Below are 18,296 nucleotides of genomic sequence, written 5' to 3'. Positions count from 1 at the left end.
TTTAGGTGCTTCGTCTGGCACTGTACCCACTGGTTTAGTGTATGCTGGTTTCTCTGCTTTAGGAGCCTCGTCTGGAACAGTACCTATAGGTTTAGTGTATGCTGGTTTTTCATGAACTTCTGGTTCAACTAAATTACCGCCAATTGGAGCTGTATATTCTGGTTGCTCATGAACTTCAGATTCTACCAGATTACCACTAACTGGTGCTGTATGTTCTGGCTTCTCAGCTTTAGGCGCCTCATCAGGGACTGTGCCTACCGGTGCAGTGTACTCTGGCTTCTCTGATTTAGTTGTCTCGTTTGGGACTGTGCTTACAGTCTCAGTATTTTTAGTTTTTTCTGCTTTAGGCGCTTCATTAGGGATACTTTCCTGAGTTTCAGATACTAGAACATTCTTTGTCCCCTCATCCTTATGTTGAATTTCTGAAATTGCATCATCATCAAGGGGTAAGTATCCAATATAACGATATCCAGCAATTTGAACTACTCCTTCATTACTTGGAGCTTTCAAAGGATTGCTTATATCAAGAGCTTGCATACTAGAAAGACTAATCAGTCCGATAGTAGTAACTAAGAACAAACTACTAACTTTTTTCTTTTTATGAACCAAAAGGACTAAACTACCAACAGCTAATAGACCTAAAGCTGTAAGCACAGAAGTCGATGAACCTGTTGCAGGAAGAGCTTCCTGCTGATAAATAAGAGCATAACTTGCTTCATTATCAGTAGGAATTCCTGCTTGAATCTTAGTTTGTTCTTCTTGTGTAAGAGCGCTTTTTTCAACATAATGATAGGTAGAAGCATGAATGATTGACGGTGCAACCAAGATACTTCCGAGTAAAACTGAACCAACAATCCCACAGATTTTTCGGATTGAAAACCGTTCTTTTTTAAATAATGACAAGCGTAATCACCTTCTTTAATTTTATTTCCTAATAGTAAACACTATTTTTTATTTTCAAAAATTGAACTTCTAAAATCATCAGTTTGGTCAAGATAAGCTTTAAAGATTGCTCTCTTCAACTTATGAACTGCACTATCAAATTCTGGTTTGTAATTACTCCAAGAATATCTATCCTCATCTGCATCCTTTCGAACAGCTTCATCCATTAATCGCTGCAACTCTGTAACACTACTTATGGTTTTCGTAGAAAAACTAGTCCAAGGTTTTGTTGGATCATTAAAAGTAACTTTATTCAGTCTATCAAATTGAGCTACACGTTCATTATACATAGCTTGCTTGAATTGTGTCCAAGTTTTATATTGACCATTAAATACTTTTCGAAGGACAAGCTCATCTGTAACTAATCCTCGGTCTTTACCATAAATAGTTATTTTTTTACCATTTTGTTTAGCAACTTCTTCGTATTGATTTGAGATATAAGGTACCATACCATCTTTAAAGCCTTTAGCAGCTAATAGTTCATAGGCCATACGACGTCCCATTAGGTCACCTGGCGTTCCGTCATCATTACTTAATGCTGCATAAATCGGTGCAAATAGTTTGATAGTATAGTAACCATTTCTTTCGTATTTCCCTGAAGTATATTCCCTAGACGAAAGAATATTATTATCAATCAAATCATTGAATGAACGTAGTTTTTCAGCTTCTTCTACTGTCAGATCTCTGACAACATTTGTCGCATATACGTTATTTCCATCTGCTGGATCTTTCACAAACTTATTCTCAATTTTTCTGAGAGCTTTCGTTTTTTGATAATTGGTAAGGTTCTCTGTAATAGATTTTCCTTCAAGATATTCTAGCATATAAACAACATCGAACATATTGTGGACATATTGCTTCAAATCATCAGAGTTTTTAAATCTTGTAGTTGGATCAAGTATTTGTAATCGTTGTCCTTCTGTACTATCAGATTTTGAATGTTTCAAGATTGAGTTGATGGTGATTGTCGCATCATCTGGATGGTCTGGTGCTTGTAATAAGCCTTTAGCAAAGAACTCTGGTCCCAAGCCACTTCTTCGACCATAGCCTCCAAGATAGATGTCCTGATCTGAATCGTGCGTCATTTCATGAGTATAAGTGATAGCTCCATCCTTATCCAACATACGATAACCCATATAATAAACGGCATCCCCTGTGGCATAAGCACCGTGTCCATTATGACCAACTTTATTTCCAACAGGACCAAAGAAATGTTTCATTGCAGGATTTGGATTATCAAAACCTGCCACTTCTGTAGCCTTTCCTTCAGTATTATCATTTCCAAATTTATAGGCATCATAAAGCAAGATATTTCGGTAAAGCTTCTCACGCCCTTCCTTATCTAGAATACGATACCAATAATCGTAGTGATCGCGTTGACGTTCGGCAGTTTCGTGAGCACTCTTTTCAACAAAGCTATTCAGATCACCACTTGCTTGATGATCTTTATTACGATAGCGATCATAAGCACCAAATCCTAGGCTAGAGATAGTTGAAATGACAAATACTGATCTTTCTGGCAAGGTTAGTAGAGGCAGTACCATGTTACGGTATTTCCAGCTGTCGCTAGTGATTCGATCATAGACACCGATAGAGTACTTGCTACCAGCTTTTTCCTGGTTAGCCCTCACTTCTGGAATATTAGATTTTTCTTCAACGATTAAGGCTTTTGTCTGTGATTTAAACCATTCATTGTTAGTTTGAGTAGGTGCAAATGCTTTACGGTAGCCTTCTAAAGCACTAAACAGATCTTTTGTACCGTAGTTATTCGTCAGCAAGGCATTGTAAGTAACCACATTATTTTTAGCCAAGAGATTATTGTAGCCAGATTTACCCAGTTCAATAATTGTATCTAGCGGAGAGGTATTTCCCTTACCAAAGAAATTCATATGGAACATAAGCAAATCTTTTGCGCTAGCCTTATCGAATTTGAAATCATACCAGCGTTCTAGATAGGTTAATCCGAGCATCAAGGCTTCTTTGTTTCGCTTGATTTTATCAACCATGTAATTATCAATAGCACTATTATTTCCAGTAACAGCAGCATCAGCTGAAAGCAATTTTTTAAGAGTCTCAGTTAAGTGCTCTTTGGTTTTAGCGAATTGCTCATCTAGATAGAGTTCTGTTAATTTAACATTATCAGAGATTCCTAACAAATTCTTAAGAGCAGTTGGATTATACTGCACTGTATTTAAGTCGTTTTTAACTATGTCTATTATAGATGAATAATCTTTTAGGAAAGCATTTGGTGTGTATACTAGACCTGTAGTTCCAATAGTATACTCAGCCAGATTTGCAAAATCACTATTGTAGGTTAAATCTACTTTCTCAGATGTTCCATCTTTGTAATGTAGTAATAAGTGATTGATAGAGTTCTTGTCTGAAGTAATATCTGAAACCACTTCCTCATTTTTCATAGGGACAACAGATAATAATTCTTTTTTAAACAGGTTAGTATCAGTTGATAATTGATTTCCATATTTCACAATGGTGTCTCTATTATAGAAAGGTAATAATTTTTCTATATTTTTATATGCAACTTCTCTTGTCGCTTGATAATGAGTAGCCTTGGTATAATCTACATCCTGTTTAGCAGAATTTGTGAAATCTTCCACGGTTATAGTTTTCTTTGTAGTAATCTGGTTTTTCTTGGCTTGAACTGCTGTTTTTTCAATCTCAGTACCACGTTCTACAGTGGAGTCAACTGACATTACCTCATCTCCAACTGCTTGAACATTAACTACCTTATTGTCTTTATTGCTGTATACTTCTGTTTCCTTCATACCTTTAAAGTGGTAACCAGAAATTGCATTCCCATTTGTAATATTCATATCGCTGAGAACATTATTCAAGTGGCCGGTATTATCATCTGCTCCACCTTCTTGTGTCCATAGGGAACCTGCAACTCCACCAACTCTAGCGAATGGTTTAGCATTATTTATTTCACCTTCAGCATAACTATTTTTTACAGTTGCATTGTTTTCTACGATACCAGCAATTCCACCAATAGTTTGGTTAGAATATTCTGCATTACTTGAAATGGTTACTGATGCTATAGAATGATCTACACTAGCATTAGCTCCGGTTAATTGACCGACTAGGCCACCAATTGCATACTGAGAAGTTGTAACAAAGGTATTGGTTATTCTTCCGGTGAAGCTACTATTTCTTACCGTAGAATTATCAACTTTTTGGACAAGTCCTCCGATACCTAGCTCACCAGCAATGATTCCATTTGCGTGAACGTTCTCTAAAGTTGAAGAATTTGTGGCTTCCTTAGCAACTGATGCGACATGATTCTTACCAGAAATATTGACATCTTTTAAGGTGAGATCCTTAACAGTAGCGTGTTCTAATCTATTGAATAACGGCTTTTTCAAATTAAAGATACCATAATTTTTACCTTGATGACTACCAATTAATGTCCCGGTAAATTTACTTGTAACGTAACTTTCTTGGTTTTCACCTAACTCAACCTCACGAGCATTCATTGTTGCACCCAGAGTGAAAGTTCCATCAGGTCTACTATTCATATCAGTTACTAATTTTTTAAATGATGTGTAGATAGGGCTGTCGTTTTGAACAACTTTTGGAAGATAATAAGTAAAATTGTCTTGATATTGATTATCTACAGATTGCTTCAAGTGTTCCAATCTAGCCGTGATTTTATAGACTGGTTTGCCATCTTTTGTAGTGTCCTCAATGTTTGAAACTGGGAGCAGTACATCTTTAAATTTAGCTGACTTCACTTTGATGAAATAAGCAGATTTATTATCTGGTACTTTATCTAAGCTCGTATGTTGTTTTGATTGATTGTCTTCATAACTATAGAGCTCCACATCAGAAACACTTCTTAGTTCTATTGTTTTCTCTGGATCTGTTTCTTTTGGCTTCTCAACGGGAGTTTCAGGTTTTAGTTGCTCAATATTCCCCTTGTATTCAGGAAGTGGATCTACTTGTTCTGGTTCAACTACAGCTCCAGCTTGTACGCCTGTGTATTCTGGTAGTGGTGCTACCTGCTCTGGTTCAACAATAGCTCCAGCCTGAACTCCTGTATATTCTGGTAGGGGTGCAATCTGCTCTGGTTCGACTACAGCTCCAGCTTGTATGCCTGTGTACTCTTTTGGTGGCTCTACTTTTTCAGGTTCAACAATAGCTCCAGCTTGTACACCTGTATATTCTTTTGATGGTTCTACTTTTTCTGGTTCTACTATTGCTCCGGCTTGCACTCCTGTGTATTCTGGTAGTGGTGCTACCTGCTCTGGTTCAACGATAGCTCCAGCCTGTACTCCTGTATATTCTGGAAGCGGTGCTAGTTTTTCTGGTTCTACTACAGCTCCAGCTTGTACTCCAGCATATTCCGGTTCAACTTTTTCAGGTTCAACAATGGCGCCAGCTTGTACACCTGTATATTCTGGTAGAGTGGCTACCTGTTCAGGTTCGCCTTTATCTGTTACAACTGCTTCTGGTAACGCTGGTTTGACTTCTGGTACACCTTTATCACTTACTACAGCTTCTGGTAACTCTGGCTGAATTGCCGGTTCACCTTTATCTGTTACAACTGCTTCTGGCAACTCTGGTTGAACTTCCGGTACGCCTTTATCTGTTACAACTGCTTCTGGCAACTCTGGTTGAACTTTCGGTACGCCTTTATCACTTACTACTGCTTCTGGTAATTCAGGCTGAATTGCTGGTTCAACAATAGCTCCAGACTGTACGTCCTTATGTTCTACACCAGTCTCAGGTTGGTCCTTTATAACTTGAGGTTTTTTTGTACCTTTTTCGACTATTCTTGTAACAGGCGCAGTCGTTGAAGTTGAAATAATTTCTCTAGAAACTTCTTCCTTGTTTACAGAGAATATTCTGATGACTTCAACTTTCTTACCTAATTTACCTTCTTGTTTGACTCTTACAGTTCCTTCAGCTAAATCAGGATTCTCCTGAATTTCTTCTTGAAAATCTATTTTTATATCTATAGCTTCCTCACGATATAAGAGTTCAGGTTTGTTCAACTGACCTGATAAAATTTCATCCTGTGGATTTAGTGTATTTACCCCAGTCTTTTCTTTTGGAGAAACCTTCTTGTCTTTATTCGTTTTTAGATTCTTATGTTCGGCTAATTGTTCTTGAGAATTTGAAGATTGTTTCTCTTCTTTTGTTGGATTGGTTAATTCTGTAGAGAGAGTTTTTTCAACTACTTGGACTTCTGTGGACTTAGTTGAAGAAACAGGTTTTTCTTCCTGAATAGTTTGTACCTTTGATGGATTCTCTACAAAATTTGGTGTAACATTGTAATCTACCTTTTGTTGATTTTTAGAAGTAGCTACTGATTTCTCTTGATTACTTACTTCGGAATCAGAAGTAGTTTTCCCCTCTTTGATATATCCAATATAAGTGTAACCTGAAATCTCTTTAGGAAGAGGTAATTTTTCTCCTGAAGTTAATTCATAGTCCGTATTGTAATTCAGTAAGAGATTATTTTCTAAAGCATGAGCTGAAACTAAGACACCATTTCCTATCCCTGCAACCAATACTAAATGTAATACCGTTTTATTCTTAACTTTTTTCTTAGAAACAGCAAAAACTAAAATCCCCAGAGCTGCTAAGCTAGCACCAGCAACTAAGGCTTGCATCTCATTCTTGCTTCCAGTATTTGGCAATTCTCCCAATTGATTTTGGGAATTTAATTTATAAACAAGATAATAAGTCTCATCATCATTCTCCGTGTATGTCGGAATATCATAGACAAGTTGCTTCTTTTCATCTGATGATAGCTCTGACTCTGTCACATATTTATAGTGAACACCTTTAGTCTCTTGAGCCTCTACAGATGAACTACCTAATACAGACATAAAAAACAAACTTGAAATCGTAGCAGATACAAGTCCTACTGATAATTTTCTAAATGAAAAACGCTGCTGTTTTTCACCAAAATACTTTTCCATGATTCCTCCTTGAAATAAAATTTATATTTATGTTACGAAGACCTTTAATATATTAGTGTATTATCTATAAAAAAGGCATCACACTTTAATTATACTCTTAATTTACCAAAAAGTCTTAAAATTGAGTTGCGTTTTCATACGTTGTTTTATATGCTTTGTTTTATATTATTTTTGGGACACAATAACACCTACCATGAAACTTCCACGGTAGGTGTTACTCATATCACTAATCGTTCTAAAAATGGTTTGAGGCAGTTGAGGAGAATGCTTTCTATCCAGCTTTCTTGTGCTGAGGAGAGATGATCTGCTGGGAGGCTTTCTTTTAAAAAGTCTCGGACTTGTTCTGGTGCGATTTCAAACTCAAAGGCTTTCATTTTATAGAAAAAGTCTAGCAGATGGTCTGATAAGTATTCAGTTGAAAAAGGCACTTCTCCACTTTTTCGATATTCTAATAAGAGCCGAGCAAATCTGGCTTTTTCTTCAGGAAGCTCACGAAAATAGGAATTGAGGAGCCAGGTCTGCTTCTGCTTTCTTTCAATTGGATCTTGAGCTGCAATTCGTTGGTCTTTTTCCAGCTCTTTTTGGTATTGTTTGGCCTTGATAGCCCGTTCTGTTCGATTTTTACCAAAAAGAATTTTCTCCCACTTGCGTTCTTCTTGAGTCAGAGTCTCTGTAAAGCCAAAGTAATCTTGGTAGGCACGCTCTGCTGGTCCCATAGCTAGAACCAGATTGTCTGCATATTGCTTGGCGATTTTATCCCTCTTCTTGCGCTCCTTCTCTGCCTGGATACGGAGTTCTTGCTCGTAGTCAATTTTCTCCTTGCCTAGCTTGACAAGATAGAGTTGGTCATCTGGTTTTCCAAGTAAAAAGGGTTTGATACACTTTTCAAGGACTTCCTCCATACGAGCCTTCTTCTTGGGCTCTGCCTTGGTCCAACTTCCTCCTTGAAAGACTTCTAGGAAAAGTTGGTAGTCTCTCTCAGGTGCAAATTGATTGCCACGATTGGGTTTAAAAACACCTTTTTCCCAGAGCCACTTTAGAAGACGCTCGTCAAAGTCACTTTTGTTAACCTTGATTTTTTCCTTTTTCTGGGCTTTTCTGGTCAGATTTTCAACCTTTCTGAGCAGTTTTTCTTCCTCTTCCAATTGCTGGTCAAGGGACAATCGATGAAAATGACGAACACAGTCGCTACCAATTGGAAAGAGACGTTGGCCTGTGACACCATTAAAGAGTTCGTAGGCGTACTTGATGGCATTCCCACAGACACAATTGCTACGGCCGATACCGTTAAAAATCAAGGAAACTTCATTCCATTCCTTGGTAGCTTGTTCCCAAGTATTAGCTTTTGAAGCCTGTAAAACCGCATCGTGCAGGGATTTTCTAACTGGAAGTGTCATGAGGTCTCCTTTCTAGATTATACTTTTACAACTTGAACCTCGTCTTTACCTAGTAAAATCAAGTATTTTTCAATATTTTCAATCGAATAGGCTCGAGATAAAGCCTCTCCGTATAGGGCTAACTGACCACGATAACGCTCTATGAGTTGACTTGGTTCATCATAGCGGTCTGTCTTATAGTCGAATAGAACGATTTTATCCTCATAGAGTAGATAGCCATCAAGGATCCCACGGACAACGAAGTCTTCCTGACTCTTTTGGTCTCGTTTGAGCATGGAGAAGGGTTGCTCGCGATAAAGATGATCGGTATTAGCAAGAATTTCCTGACCGAGTGCTGTGTCAAAGAATGCAAGAATTTTAGCAAGCTTGATCTTGTCTCTGACAGCTGGTCTGGTTTGAACTTGTTTGAGAGTTTCTGTCAGGCTAGCAAGCGTTGGTCGTTGGCTGAGATCCATTCTCTGCATGAGTTCGTGGGTAGCACTACCAATCTCAGCTCCAGTTACCTTTTCTTTGGTTGAAAAATCTGGCAAATCAAAGCTAATTTTCTTGTCTACTGACTGGCCTTGACCAGCAATTTCGACACCTTCCATATCCATAACTGGTTCGTAGAATTTCTTGATTTGACTTGGAGTTTGAACACTAGGAAGTTCAATGGCTGCACGGTGAAGAGTATTATAAACTTCCACTTCTTTCAGCATTTCAAGAGCTTCTTTAATGGTTTCTGACTGACGATTGTCTGCTTGGGAGCTATCTTGGAGAGGGCTTTTGTTTTCCAACTCTCCGATAGATTCTCTAGTCAGCTGATCTTCACCAACGAAACGATAACTAAAGTTGAGAGTGTCCTTAGAAAATACTTTGCTGATAGCCCAGATCCAATCTTGAAAATTCTTGGCTTGAAGTCTAGTGTTGCTATTTAGTTTCCCATTTTTAGCTGCTGGGTATTCCTTGGCTTCCAGCTTTTCACGAGAACCCTTGCCGACAAGATAGAGCTTTTTCTCAGCCCGCGTCATGGCAACATACAGCAGACGCATCTGTTCTGAATAGCTTGCCAGCTGCAATTCTTCTTCATTCTGCCTATAGGTCAGGCTAGGAATGGAGAGTTTGATGGTTTTAGGATAGTGGTCTTCTACTGCCCCTGTCTCCATCTTGGCAATATATTTGACACCAAGACCATTCTGACGGCTGAGAATGACTTCTGACATGCTGTCTTGCTTGTTAAAATCCTGATCCAAATTGAGAATAAAAACGTAAGGAAACTCCAGCCCTTTACTCTTGTGGATGGTCATGAGCTCTACTGCATCTTTTGGCGGTGCGACAGCCACGCTTGCCAAATCGTGCTGGGCTTCCAAGACTTGGTCAATCATACGAATAAAACGCGACAAACCTTTGAAATTGCTCTTTTCAAATTGATCAGCTCGCAGTGCTAGGGCATAGAGATTAGCTTGTCTAGCAGACCCATTTGGCAAAGCTCCCACATAGTCATAATAAAAACGGTCGTTGTAAATCTTCCAAATCAGGTCATAGAGGGAGTGGGTTTTGGCATACAAACGCCAAGAATCCAAGATATCCATGAATTGATTTAACTTATCAGCTAGTGTTGAGTGAATTAACTCTTTCTGACTTGTTAGCATTTTTTGTGCATTGATCAGTTTTTCATAGAGATTTTCTTGGACTTTATCCTCTGCTTTCTGAAGAGATAAACGTGCCAACTCATCCTCATCAAAGCCAAACATTGGAGACTTCATAAGGGCAACCAAGGCATAGTCTTGCAGGGAATTGTGAATGACACGAAGGGTGTCTAGCATGACTTGCACTTCTAGGGATTGGAGATAATTATTTTGCTCTCCGTCAGTTTTGACAGGAATTCCGTACTCAGACAGGGCGAGAAGAATTTGGTCATTACGACTACGACTGGAGGTCAGAAGGGCAATTTCCTTAAATGCCACCCCTTTCTCCTGATGAAGTTTAAGGATTTCTTTGATGACTAGGCGCATTTCACCTGTCAGTTTAGTGTCAGCTTGGCTCTCTTCTTCCTCACCTGTGTCGTCCTTGTCATAGAGGAGAAATTCTGCCTTATTGTCTGGATTGGGAGTCAGTTTGGTATTGGCAAAAACAAGCTGGTGCATGTTATCATAGTTGATTTCGCCGACCTCTTGGTCCATGAGACGTTCAAAAACATCATTGGTTGCTGACAACACTTCTGAACTACTACGGAAATTTTCTTTGAGGAGAATGAGCTTGCCCTCTTTTGGATTTTGCACATAGCGTTGAAATTTTTCATTAAAAATCTGCGGATCTGCCTGACGGAAACGATAGATAGATTGCTTGATATCCCCCACCATAAAGCGATTGTGGCCATTAGAAAGTAATTCCAGCATCCGTTCTTGAATATGGTTGGTATCCTGATACTCATCGACCATGACTTCATGGAAGCGCTCCTGATAAGCCTCACGAACTTGCAGGAATTTCTCTAAAATCTCAATGGTGTAATGGCTGATATCAGCGAATTCAAAGGCATTTTCCTGGCGTTTACGCTGACGATAAGCTTCCACAAAATCACTCATAAATGTTTGGAAAGTCTTAGCTAGTTCCCAGGTCTCTCCATGATACCGTTCTTGATAGTCGAGAATGGTTATCTGGTCTGCTAGTTGTCCTAGTTTAGCAAACTGGGTCTTTCTCTCTTCGTTATAGGAATCGGCCAGTGGCTTCAAATCAGCCTTGCGACTGGCATTAGTCAGAGCCCGACCGTTTTTCTCCTTAGATATGGCGACAACACGCGCAATCACCGCTTGATAAGCCTGACTATCGGACTCCTGATTTAAGGAGCCAATTTCATCCAGAATCAACTGGACATTTTCTAAATAGGCAGCCTTTGCAAACTCCTTAGCATCATTATCCAGATGATAACGGAAAAAGCTTTCCAAATCCCAAAGGGCTTGTTTGATTTGCTCAGTTAGTTTTCCTTTTTCATTCGTAAAATCAGCTTTCTCAAAGCCTTTTAAGAAAGATTCACTCAGCCATTTCTGAGGATTACTGGTGGATTGGAGGAAGTCATAAATTTTATAGACCTGCTGGCGCAGCCCCCGTTCATCCTTGCCACGCCCAGCAAAGTTTTTCAGCAAATGACTAAAGGTCTCTTTCTGTTTGCCTTGGTAATGGGCTTCAAATACCTCATGAAAGACTTCGTTTTTTAGAAGGAGTTGCTCGCTTTGGTTTTGTAAAATACGGAAATTAGGCGCAATATCAAGTAGATAACCGTGTTTGCCAAGGAACTTTTGTGTGAAAGAGTCCATGGTTCCGATAGCAGCGTTGGGTAGGTCTGCCAACTGGCGACCCAAGTGTTGTTTGAGGTCGACATCGCTGCTTTCTTGGATTTGCTTGCTGATTTTTTTCTCTAAACGTTCTTTAAGTTCTGTCGCAGCCTTAACCGTAAAGGTTGAGATAAAGAGTTGACTGATTTCCACTCCACGCGCTAATTGATCTAGAATGCGCTCTGCCATGACAAAGGTTTTACCAGAACCAGCCGACGCTGAGACAAGAATATTCTGACCAGAAGTGTAGATGGCTTCAATTTGTTCGGCAGTTTTCTTTTGTTCCTTGTTCGAATTTGCTTCTGCTTCTTGCAATTTTTGAATTTCCTTCTCGATTAAAAAGGGAATAGGCTTCATCGATTCAACTCCTCTCTTATTTTTTCAAACCAAGCTTGCTTGAGTTTTTCTCCGACCAGACGCTTGCCGTCAGCCAAGTCCAACTTTTCTAGGAAACGGGCTTGACCCAAGTGATAATTGGCTTCAAAGCCAGTAATGGCTTGATGTTGCTGGACGTATGGGGCAATGCTTCTGCCATTTTCAGTATAAGGATTAATGGCGAACTGGCCTGCTAAAATCTTCTCAGCAGCTTTCTTGTAAAGATGGGCATTGTAGTCCAGTAGGAGCTGGAATTCCTCATCCGTCAACTGGTTGGCCTTGTTTTTATTGTAAAACTCGCCCAAATGACTGCTTTCTTTTTCTAAAAAGAGCCCTTGGTATTTCATTGACTTGCTGGCTTCTACTACTGCACCTGCTAGACTTTTAACGGCCATCAGAGATTGGACTGGTTCAGCCATTTCCAAGTACATGGCACCAAAAAAGTTCTGCTCCCCTTCTCTTTTTAGGGCAGCAAGATAGGTTGGTAACTGGGAATTGAGCCCATTAAAGAAATGAGGAAACTGGAAATGAGTCAGACTGGATTTGTAGTCTACTACCCCTATCGCCCCATCAGCTTTCAATCGGTCAATGCGGTCAACCTTACCTCGTACAAAGACACTGCGACCATTGTCCAATTGAATAAAGGCCTGCTCTTTTCCACCAAAATTTGCTTCTTCTTTGATGGTTTCAATGGCTGGATTATAACGGAGAATGTGGCCAGTTGTCCGAGCGACATCAAGCAAAACTTCCTTTGTAAACTGAGCTTCCAAACTCTCCTGATAAATAGCCTCAAATTCCCGTTCTTGACTGGTTTCTTGAATAGCTTGTTCTAGACGGTAGTCAAAGGAATCTTCATCAGGTAACTGCAAGGCACGTTCAAAAATACGGTGCAAGAAATTTCCATGACTACGAGCATCAGGACGCAGGCGCAATTCTTCCTGCAAGCCTAAAACATAACGGAGGAAATAACTGTATTCATTGCGGTAAAACTCCGTCAAACCGGAGGTAGACAGGTAAAACTCCTGATCAGTTGGATAGAGAGCTTGCAAGGTGTCCTTGGCCAAGGGCTTACTGCTTGGACTGGTTGGGAGGGCTGGATTTTCCAAACCTTGCTGGTCTAGTTTTTTACCCATCACACGCGCCAGAACCTTAATAAATGTCAAATCTTGTTCAGTCTCACTCATCTCGCCCTGCTGGTGATAGGCAACCAGGCTAGACAAAAGACTGTGATATGAACCCATATCCTCCTTAGATAGCCCTTTATGATTCATCCTCCTCTCTCTCCGCCTAAATCCAAAATGGACCAGCTCTTGCAGATAGGCTGACTCCTTACTTTCACTTTCATTAAAAAGGCTTGGAGCCGACAAGACCAACTTCTTACGCGCAGAATTGACCAAGGAAAGCATGGTATAGCGATTTTTCTTGAGGTTTTCACTGCTGGCAATCAGCAATTGACTCCCCTCTTCAGTCATTTGGTTTAAATTTTGTCTTTCTTCATCTGTCAAAAGGCTGGTATTCTGCGCGATTTTTGGTAAATTGTCCTGAGTCAACCCAATGGCATAGACAAAGTCAGCAGTCAGTGGTGCAATCAAATCGTAACTCTGCACCAGAACAGTGTCTACTGTTGCTGGAATGATGCGATACTGAGATAGACTCATCCCAGAATGAAGCAAGGCTAGGAAGTCCTCTAGACTAACCTGTGAACCAGCAAAAACAGTCGCAAATTGCTCTAAAACATGACAGAAAGCCTTCCAAACTTCGGCTTGTCTTTCCTTATCAAGAGCTTCCATAGTGGCTGTCAAATCTTGCAACTGCTTGGTCACCGCTCCCTCTTTTAGAAAGCTATTCCATTTTTGTAGGAGGTTTTCAGCCTTTTGTTTTCGGCTAGCAAAAAGAGTCTCAAGAGGTGTTAAAACACGCAGACGAAGAGTATTTAAACGTTCCAGATTAAATTTTCCATGGTGTGATTTGGTAAAGGTTTGCTGAAAGGCTGGCAAGCCATTGATACCAAGATAACGGATATATTGCTCAAATGCATCAATATCAGCCTGACTGAGGTCGGTATACAAACCTGTTCTGAGAAGGTTAATCAAATCCTCCTGACGGAAACGATAGCGTTTTAAAGCCAAAATAGACTCGACAAACTGAGTTAAAGGGTGGTGCGCCATGGATTCGCTTTTGCCTAGATAGAAAGGAATCTGGTACTGGTCAAAAATCGTTTTTAGAGATAATTGATAAGAAGCTACATCACCCAAGAGAATACGAAAATGCTTGTAGCTCAGGTCTGAGTTCTTATGTAATTTCTGACGAATGCTACGGGCTACTAGCTCCAACTCCTCCTTTTGCGTCAAACAAGACCAGATTTGTAAGTTTTCACGGTCCTTATCATCAATTTCCAAGGAAAGTTCTGAAAAATCATAGGACGATTCCAATAAACGAGAGGCCTTGTCAAAACTATCCATCTGCTCATGAGTTTGAGAATAATCCTGAGCAGGAGTTTGGTATTTAGAGGCTAGATGATGGAGAAACTCCACACTGGCTTGGTAGAGATTACCCTCGCTAAAAGGGCTAGTATAGGCTTTCTTACTAGCATAGGCCCCAATAACAATCTCAACACCCTTGCCATGAAGTAAGTCCACAATTCGCTCTTCCTCGGCAGAAAAACGGGTAAATCCATCAATAACCAAGGCGATTTGAGTAAAATTACTGCTAACTTTGTCATTCTCAATAGCCTCAATCAAATGGGACAACTGACTTCCCTGAGCCAACTGGCCTTGATTGAGATAAGCCGTTACCTTCTCAAAAATCAAGACTAAATCGTCTCTCTTGTCCTTATCCGTCAAACTCTCTAAGTCCAAAAAACTCATCTGAGCTTTGGTCATCTCGTGGTAAAGCTCAATCAACTGCTGGATAAACTGAGGATCCTGCTTGATGGCGCCGTATACTCGTAAGTCTTTGGGATCAAGTTCGGCCAGGCATTTGTAAAAGGCCATCCCAAGACCGATGTCATCTAGACTGGTCTTAGCAGGCAAGTCATTCAAGATCAGGTAACGAGCCATTTGAGCAAAGCGCGTAACAGTAATCGCAAAAGAAGCATGCTGGGACAAGCATTCCAGTACGGCGCGTTCCTTTTCAAAAGAAAGAGAGTTGGGGGCGATGTAAAAGACTCGCTTGCCAGCAGCAACCAGCTCTTCCGCCTCTCTGGTTAGAATTTCAGTCAAAGAAGTCCGAATATCAGTATAAAGTAATTTCATCTCTGCCTCGTTGGAATTTTTCATTACCTTTTATTATACCATGATTAGCCAGCCAAGTCTGAAAATAATCAGTTCTTGTTCATCTGTTGAAAAGAAAATGCCGGAAAATTCCGACATTGTTTTAGTAAGCTAACTTCCTGAAAATAGGAGTAACCATAAGTTCCAGAAAGCAGTGATATTGATGAGGATATGAACCACTATTGGATAGTAGAGAGTTTTTGTCATGCGATACAATAGAGCCAAAATAAGCCCTCCACTAGCATAAATGAAAAAAGCAAGAGGAGTTAAAGCAAAATTGATATGAATATAACCGAAAATAATAGCAGAAAGCAAGACATCACCGTACCAAGGCGAGTTTTTGAAAAAGGTTGTCATAAGCACACCACGATAAATCAATTCCTCAGCAATAGGGCCGATGAAGCAAGCTATGAGCAAGAAATAGGGTAATTCCTGTCTCCCTATCATTTCTATCGTTTCATTCAAAGAAATTTGATTTGAAGACGAGGGTATGAAATAAGACAAGAAGAAGTCCGACATATACGACATGATGTAGCCCAGTAAAAGGTAGATAAAGTACCTCAACTGCCACTTAAAATGAAAAGTCTTCTTTCCTGCAAAAACTAGTAGATAGATGACTGCTGACAAAAGAACACCACTTTCCAGTAAAAGTAGAATCTGAAAAAACTCACGACTTGCTGGTAGATAGGGCTTTGCGAGGTGATTGAAAATTCCCCAAAACCAAGTTGATTTGTAAAAAATTAAGGACAATGCTAGTAAAATCTGAATAATCCGTTTTTTCATATTAAACCCTCTGTTTTTCTTGACTAGCTTATTGAATATAATGGTTTGTTTAATTGAATCACAAATTTAGTATAGCATATCTTTTCCAAATATCCTCTTCAAATCATAAATTGTTATCAAAACATCTTAAACTGTAAAATCAATTAGCCCCTACCCTTTTACCATTATCTTCTCTAACAAAGGAAGACCTATGATTAAGTTACTAACCTTGGATATAGATTGATTTCTCCTAAATGAATCCAAAGCCCCCAAAAAATCAGGTGGTTTATTTGGCCTGAACCTTACGGAGCAAGACAAATAAAAGCCAGTACTGCTACTGACTCTTACCTTATATTGATTTATAGGATAAAGGTTATGCTTCTGATTTAGTCATAACTGACTCACTACCTTTTTAACAAAGCAAGTAATTTCTCTGCTTCTGCCATGATGCCATTATTATCCATGGTTTGGAGACTCAGATTATTTCGTAAACCAGCTAGGCTCTCTCTCACATTGTCTTTCAGACTAGCATCCGTTACTTTATCAAGTAAAGCTTCTACTTCTTTGAGTTTGGCTTCTACTTTTTCAGTCTCTACTTGAGGGACTTCAGCTTCGTCTGTTGTATCGTTAGCTACTCCCTCTGTCTCGTCTTCATCAGTGCTTGGTTTATAAAGATTATCTACTGAAGGGTTTAAACCTGCATGATTCTCTTTTTCATCAGATTCAGGGCGAGTTGGCTCACTTACTTTATCATGTTCCTTATCTTCATCAGGTTTACTGTCTTGGTCTGCCTTATTTTTACGAACATGGTCGCTGGCATTTCCCCAACCATTATCTGAGTGAGGGCGTTCATTTGGATGTTCAACATAATATTTTACAGTCGCAAAAAGATCCTCAAGGCTATAACCTTTAGGTGCCTCATATAGCCCTTCGTCAAACCAAGAAAATTTAATGTTATGGTAATGGTCGTAATGAGGTATAATCAAGCTACCGTTTTTAACTTCAACAGTATGTTGGAGATTGTAAGGCATGTGATCAAGTGGAACTTTCTTAGCTGCCTTCACTTTATTATAGATTGCTTCTACTCCTTTAACCTCAGTATTTCCTGACCCCTGATTCTCTGTTGAAGGAGGTATCAAACCTTTCTCTTTAGCATAAGCCTGAGCTGCTGCTCTTTCAGCTTCAGACAAACTTTCTTTCTTGATCCAATGACTATGAGTCATATGTGGAGTTACATAGGCATCGCCTTCATCGCTAGTTATATCACGAGGATCAAAGATATAGCCATCTTCTGTTGTATACTTACCTGCTAATTTCGCTAATTTAATTTCATCGTCCGTATAAGCAATTTGAGCATTTGATTTGCCAAGTCGCTCTGGATGGGTAATTGGTGCTAGGAAGGTAAGAATATCATCTACTAACTTGACTTTATCACTTGAGACATCATTAAGACGTTCCAAAAGTGTATCCAAAGTTTCAAAATCAGCTTGACGACCTTTATTAGAAATCAAATCTTTATGAACTCTTGCTAGTAAATCATAAACCTTGTTGTAAAATTCTTGCTCACTAGAAGGGATGGTACTTTTCTTAGCTCCTAACACATGTGACAAACTTTCTTGTTTGGTAAGTTTATTATCAATGGCTACAACTGTTTCTGCTGAAAGTTCCTTGGCAAACACATAACGCGAGGTTCCATTCTCCTCAAAGACATAACCATCAGCTACTTTTCGAACCGCCTGTTTCACCAATTTTCCATCAATTGGATTGCTTGGAGCTGGTTGAGGATTTGTGGTAGGTTGCGGACTTGGTACTGGGGTAAGCTCTGGAGCAGGGATTAGATTTGGTCTTGATGGTAACCAATGACTTGAACTATAATGAAGTGGAATCATTCTTGCAATCTTCTGCTCTAAATCAGACATTTGTGAATAAGGAATAAAGTGATAATGGTCTCCGTGAGGCACTGCGACACCATTTGCAGTACGTTTGATGATTTGTGCCGGATCAAAGACTAGACCATCCGATTCCACATGTCTCTCTGATAAAGGTTTGGCATACAATTCACTTAAAAGTGTTGAAATGTCTTCCCCTTGATTTTGATGATAAGTTGGAGTAACAGTCAGATTTGGAGTCTCTGTCAAACTTGGTTGGGATGGTTTAGCATTATCACTACTTGGTTTACTTGAACTTGTAGCAGAATGTGAGCCCTGTTTACCATTCCAATAAGCTTGGGCAGCAGCCAATTCTCCTGCTGACAAATCACTCTTAGGTATATAGTGGAAATGATTGCCGTGC

Annotated in this window: 7 protein-coding genes; all 7 read right to left on the bottom strand. The window is 39.6% G+C overall.

Annotation, left to right across the window (positions count from 1 at the left end; all coding sequences use genetic code 11):
* Positions 1 to 903: SIALI-17 repeat-containing surface protein (locus ADH54_RS06365; protein ID WP_049524469.1), on the bottom strand; the 903-nt coding region annotated here is incomplete at its 3' end.
* Positions 904 to 944: 41 nt separating this feature from the next.
* Complete coding sequence (locus ADH54_RS06360) at positions 945 to 6,887, bottom strand: ZmpA/ZmpB/ZmpC family metallo-endopeptidase (RefSeq protein WP_049524468.1); 5,943 nt, start codon at positions 6,885 to 6,887, stop codon at positions 945 to 947.
* 218 nt (positions 6,888 to 7,105) lie between these two features.
* Positions 7,106 to 8,284, bottom strand: a complete 1,179-nt coding sequence (locus ADH54_RS06355; RefSeq protein ID WP_049524467.1) for a hypothetical protein — start codon at positions 8,282 to 8,284, stop codon at positions 7,106 to 7,108.
* A gap of 17 nt (positions 8,285 to 8,301) precedes the next feature.
* The gene (addA, locus tag ADH54_RS06350; RefSeq protein ID WP_049524466.1) at positions 8,302 to 11,952 is read right to left on the bottom strand and encodes a helicase-exonuclease AddAB subunit AddA; all 3,651 of its coding nucleotides are present in this window, start codon (positions 11,950 to 11,952) and stop codon (positions 8,302 to 8,304) included.
* Positions 11,949 to 15,224: an ATP-dependent nuclease subunit B gene (rexB, locus tag ADH54_RS06345; protein WP_049524465.1), complete on the bottom strand. Its 3,276-nt coding sequence runs from the start codon at positions 15,222 to 15,224 to the stop codon at positions 11,949 to 11,951. Before rexB ends, addA begins: the two co-directional genes overlap by 4 nt.
* 129 nt (positions 15,225 to 15,353) lie before the next feature.
* Positions 15,354 to 16,025: a CPBP family intramembrane glutamic endopeptidase gene (locus tag ADH54_RS06340; RefSeq protein ID WP_049524464.1), complete on the bottom strand. Its 672-nt coding sequence runs from the start codon at positions 16,023 to 16,025 to the stop codon at positions 15,354 to 15,356.
* A gap of 383 nt (positions 16,026 to 16,408) precedes the next feature.
* Positions 16,409 to 18,296: pneumococcal-type histidine triad protein (locus tag ADH54_RS06335; RefSeq protein WP_049524463.1), on the bottom strand; the 1,888-nt coding region annotated here is incomplete at its 5' end.

The sequence above is a fragment of the Streptococcus pseudopneumoniae genome (genome assembly GCF_001072315.1).
GTDB lineage: Bacteria > Bacillota > Bacilli > Lactobacillales > Streptococcaceae > Streptococcus > Streptococcus pseudopneumoniae_R.
The sequence above is the reverse complement of the archived record's forward strand: the minus strand, read 5'-3'. Positions and strand labels throughout refer to the sequence as shown.

Excerpts from the sequence above, each read along its gene's own strand:
- addA (WP_049524466.1), bottom strand. The coding sequence starts at position 11,952 with ATGAAGCCTATTCCCTTTTTAATCGAGAAGGAAATTCAAAAATTGCAA.
- ADH54_RS06340 (WP_049524464.1), bottom strand. The coding sequence starts at position 16,025 with ATGAAAAAACGGATTATTCAGATTTTACTAGCATTGTCCTTAATTTTT.
- ADH54_RS06355 (WP_049524467.1), bottom strand. The coding sequence starts at position 8,284 with ATGACACTTCCAGTTAGAAAATCCCTGCACGATGCGGTTTTACAGGCT.
- rexB (WP_049524465.1), bottom strand. The coding sequence starts at position 15,224 with ATGAAATTACTTTATACTGATATTCGGACTTCTTTGACTGAAATTCTA.
- ADH54_RS06360 (WP_049524468.1), bottom strand. The coding sequence starts at position 6,887 with ATGGAAAAGTATTTTGGTGAAAAACAGCAGCGTTTTTCATTTAGAAAA.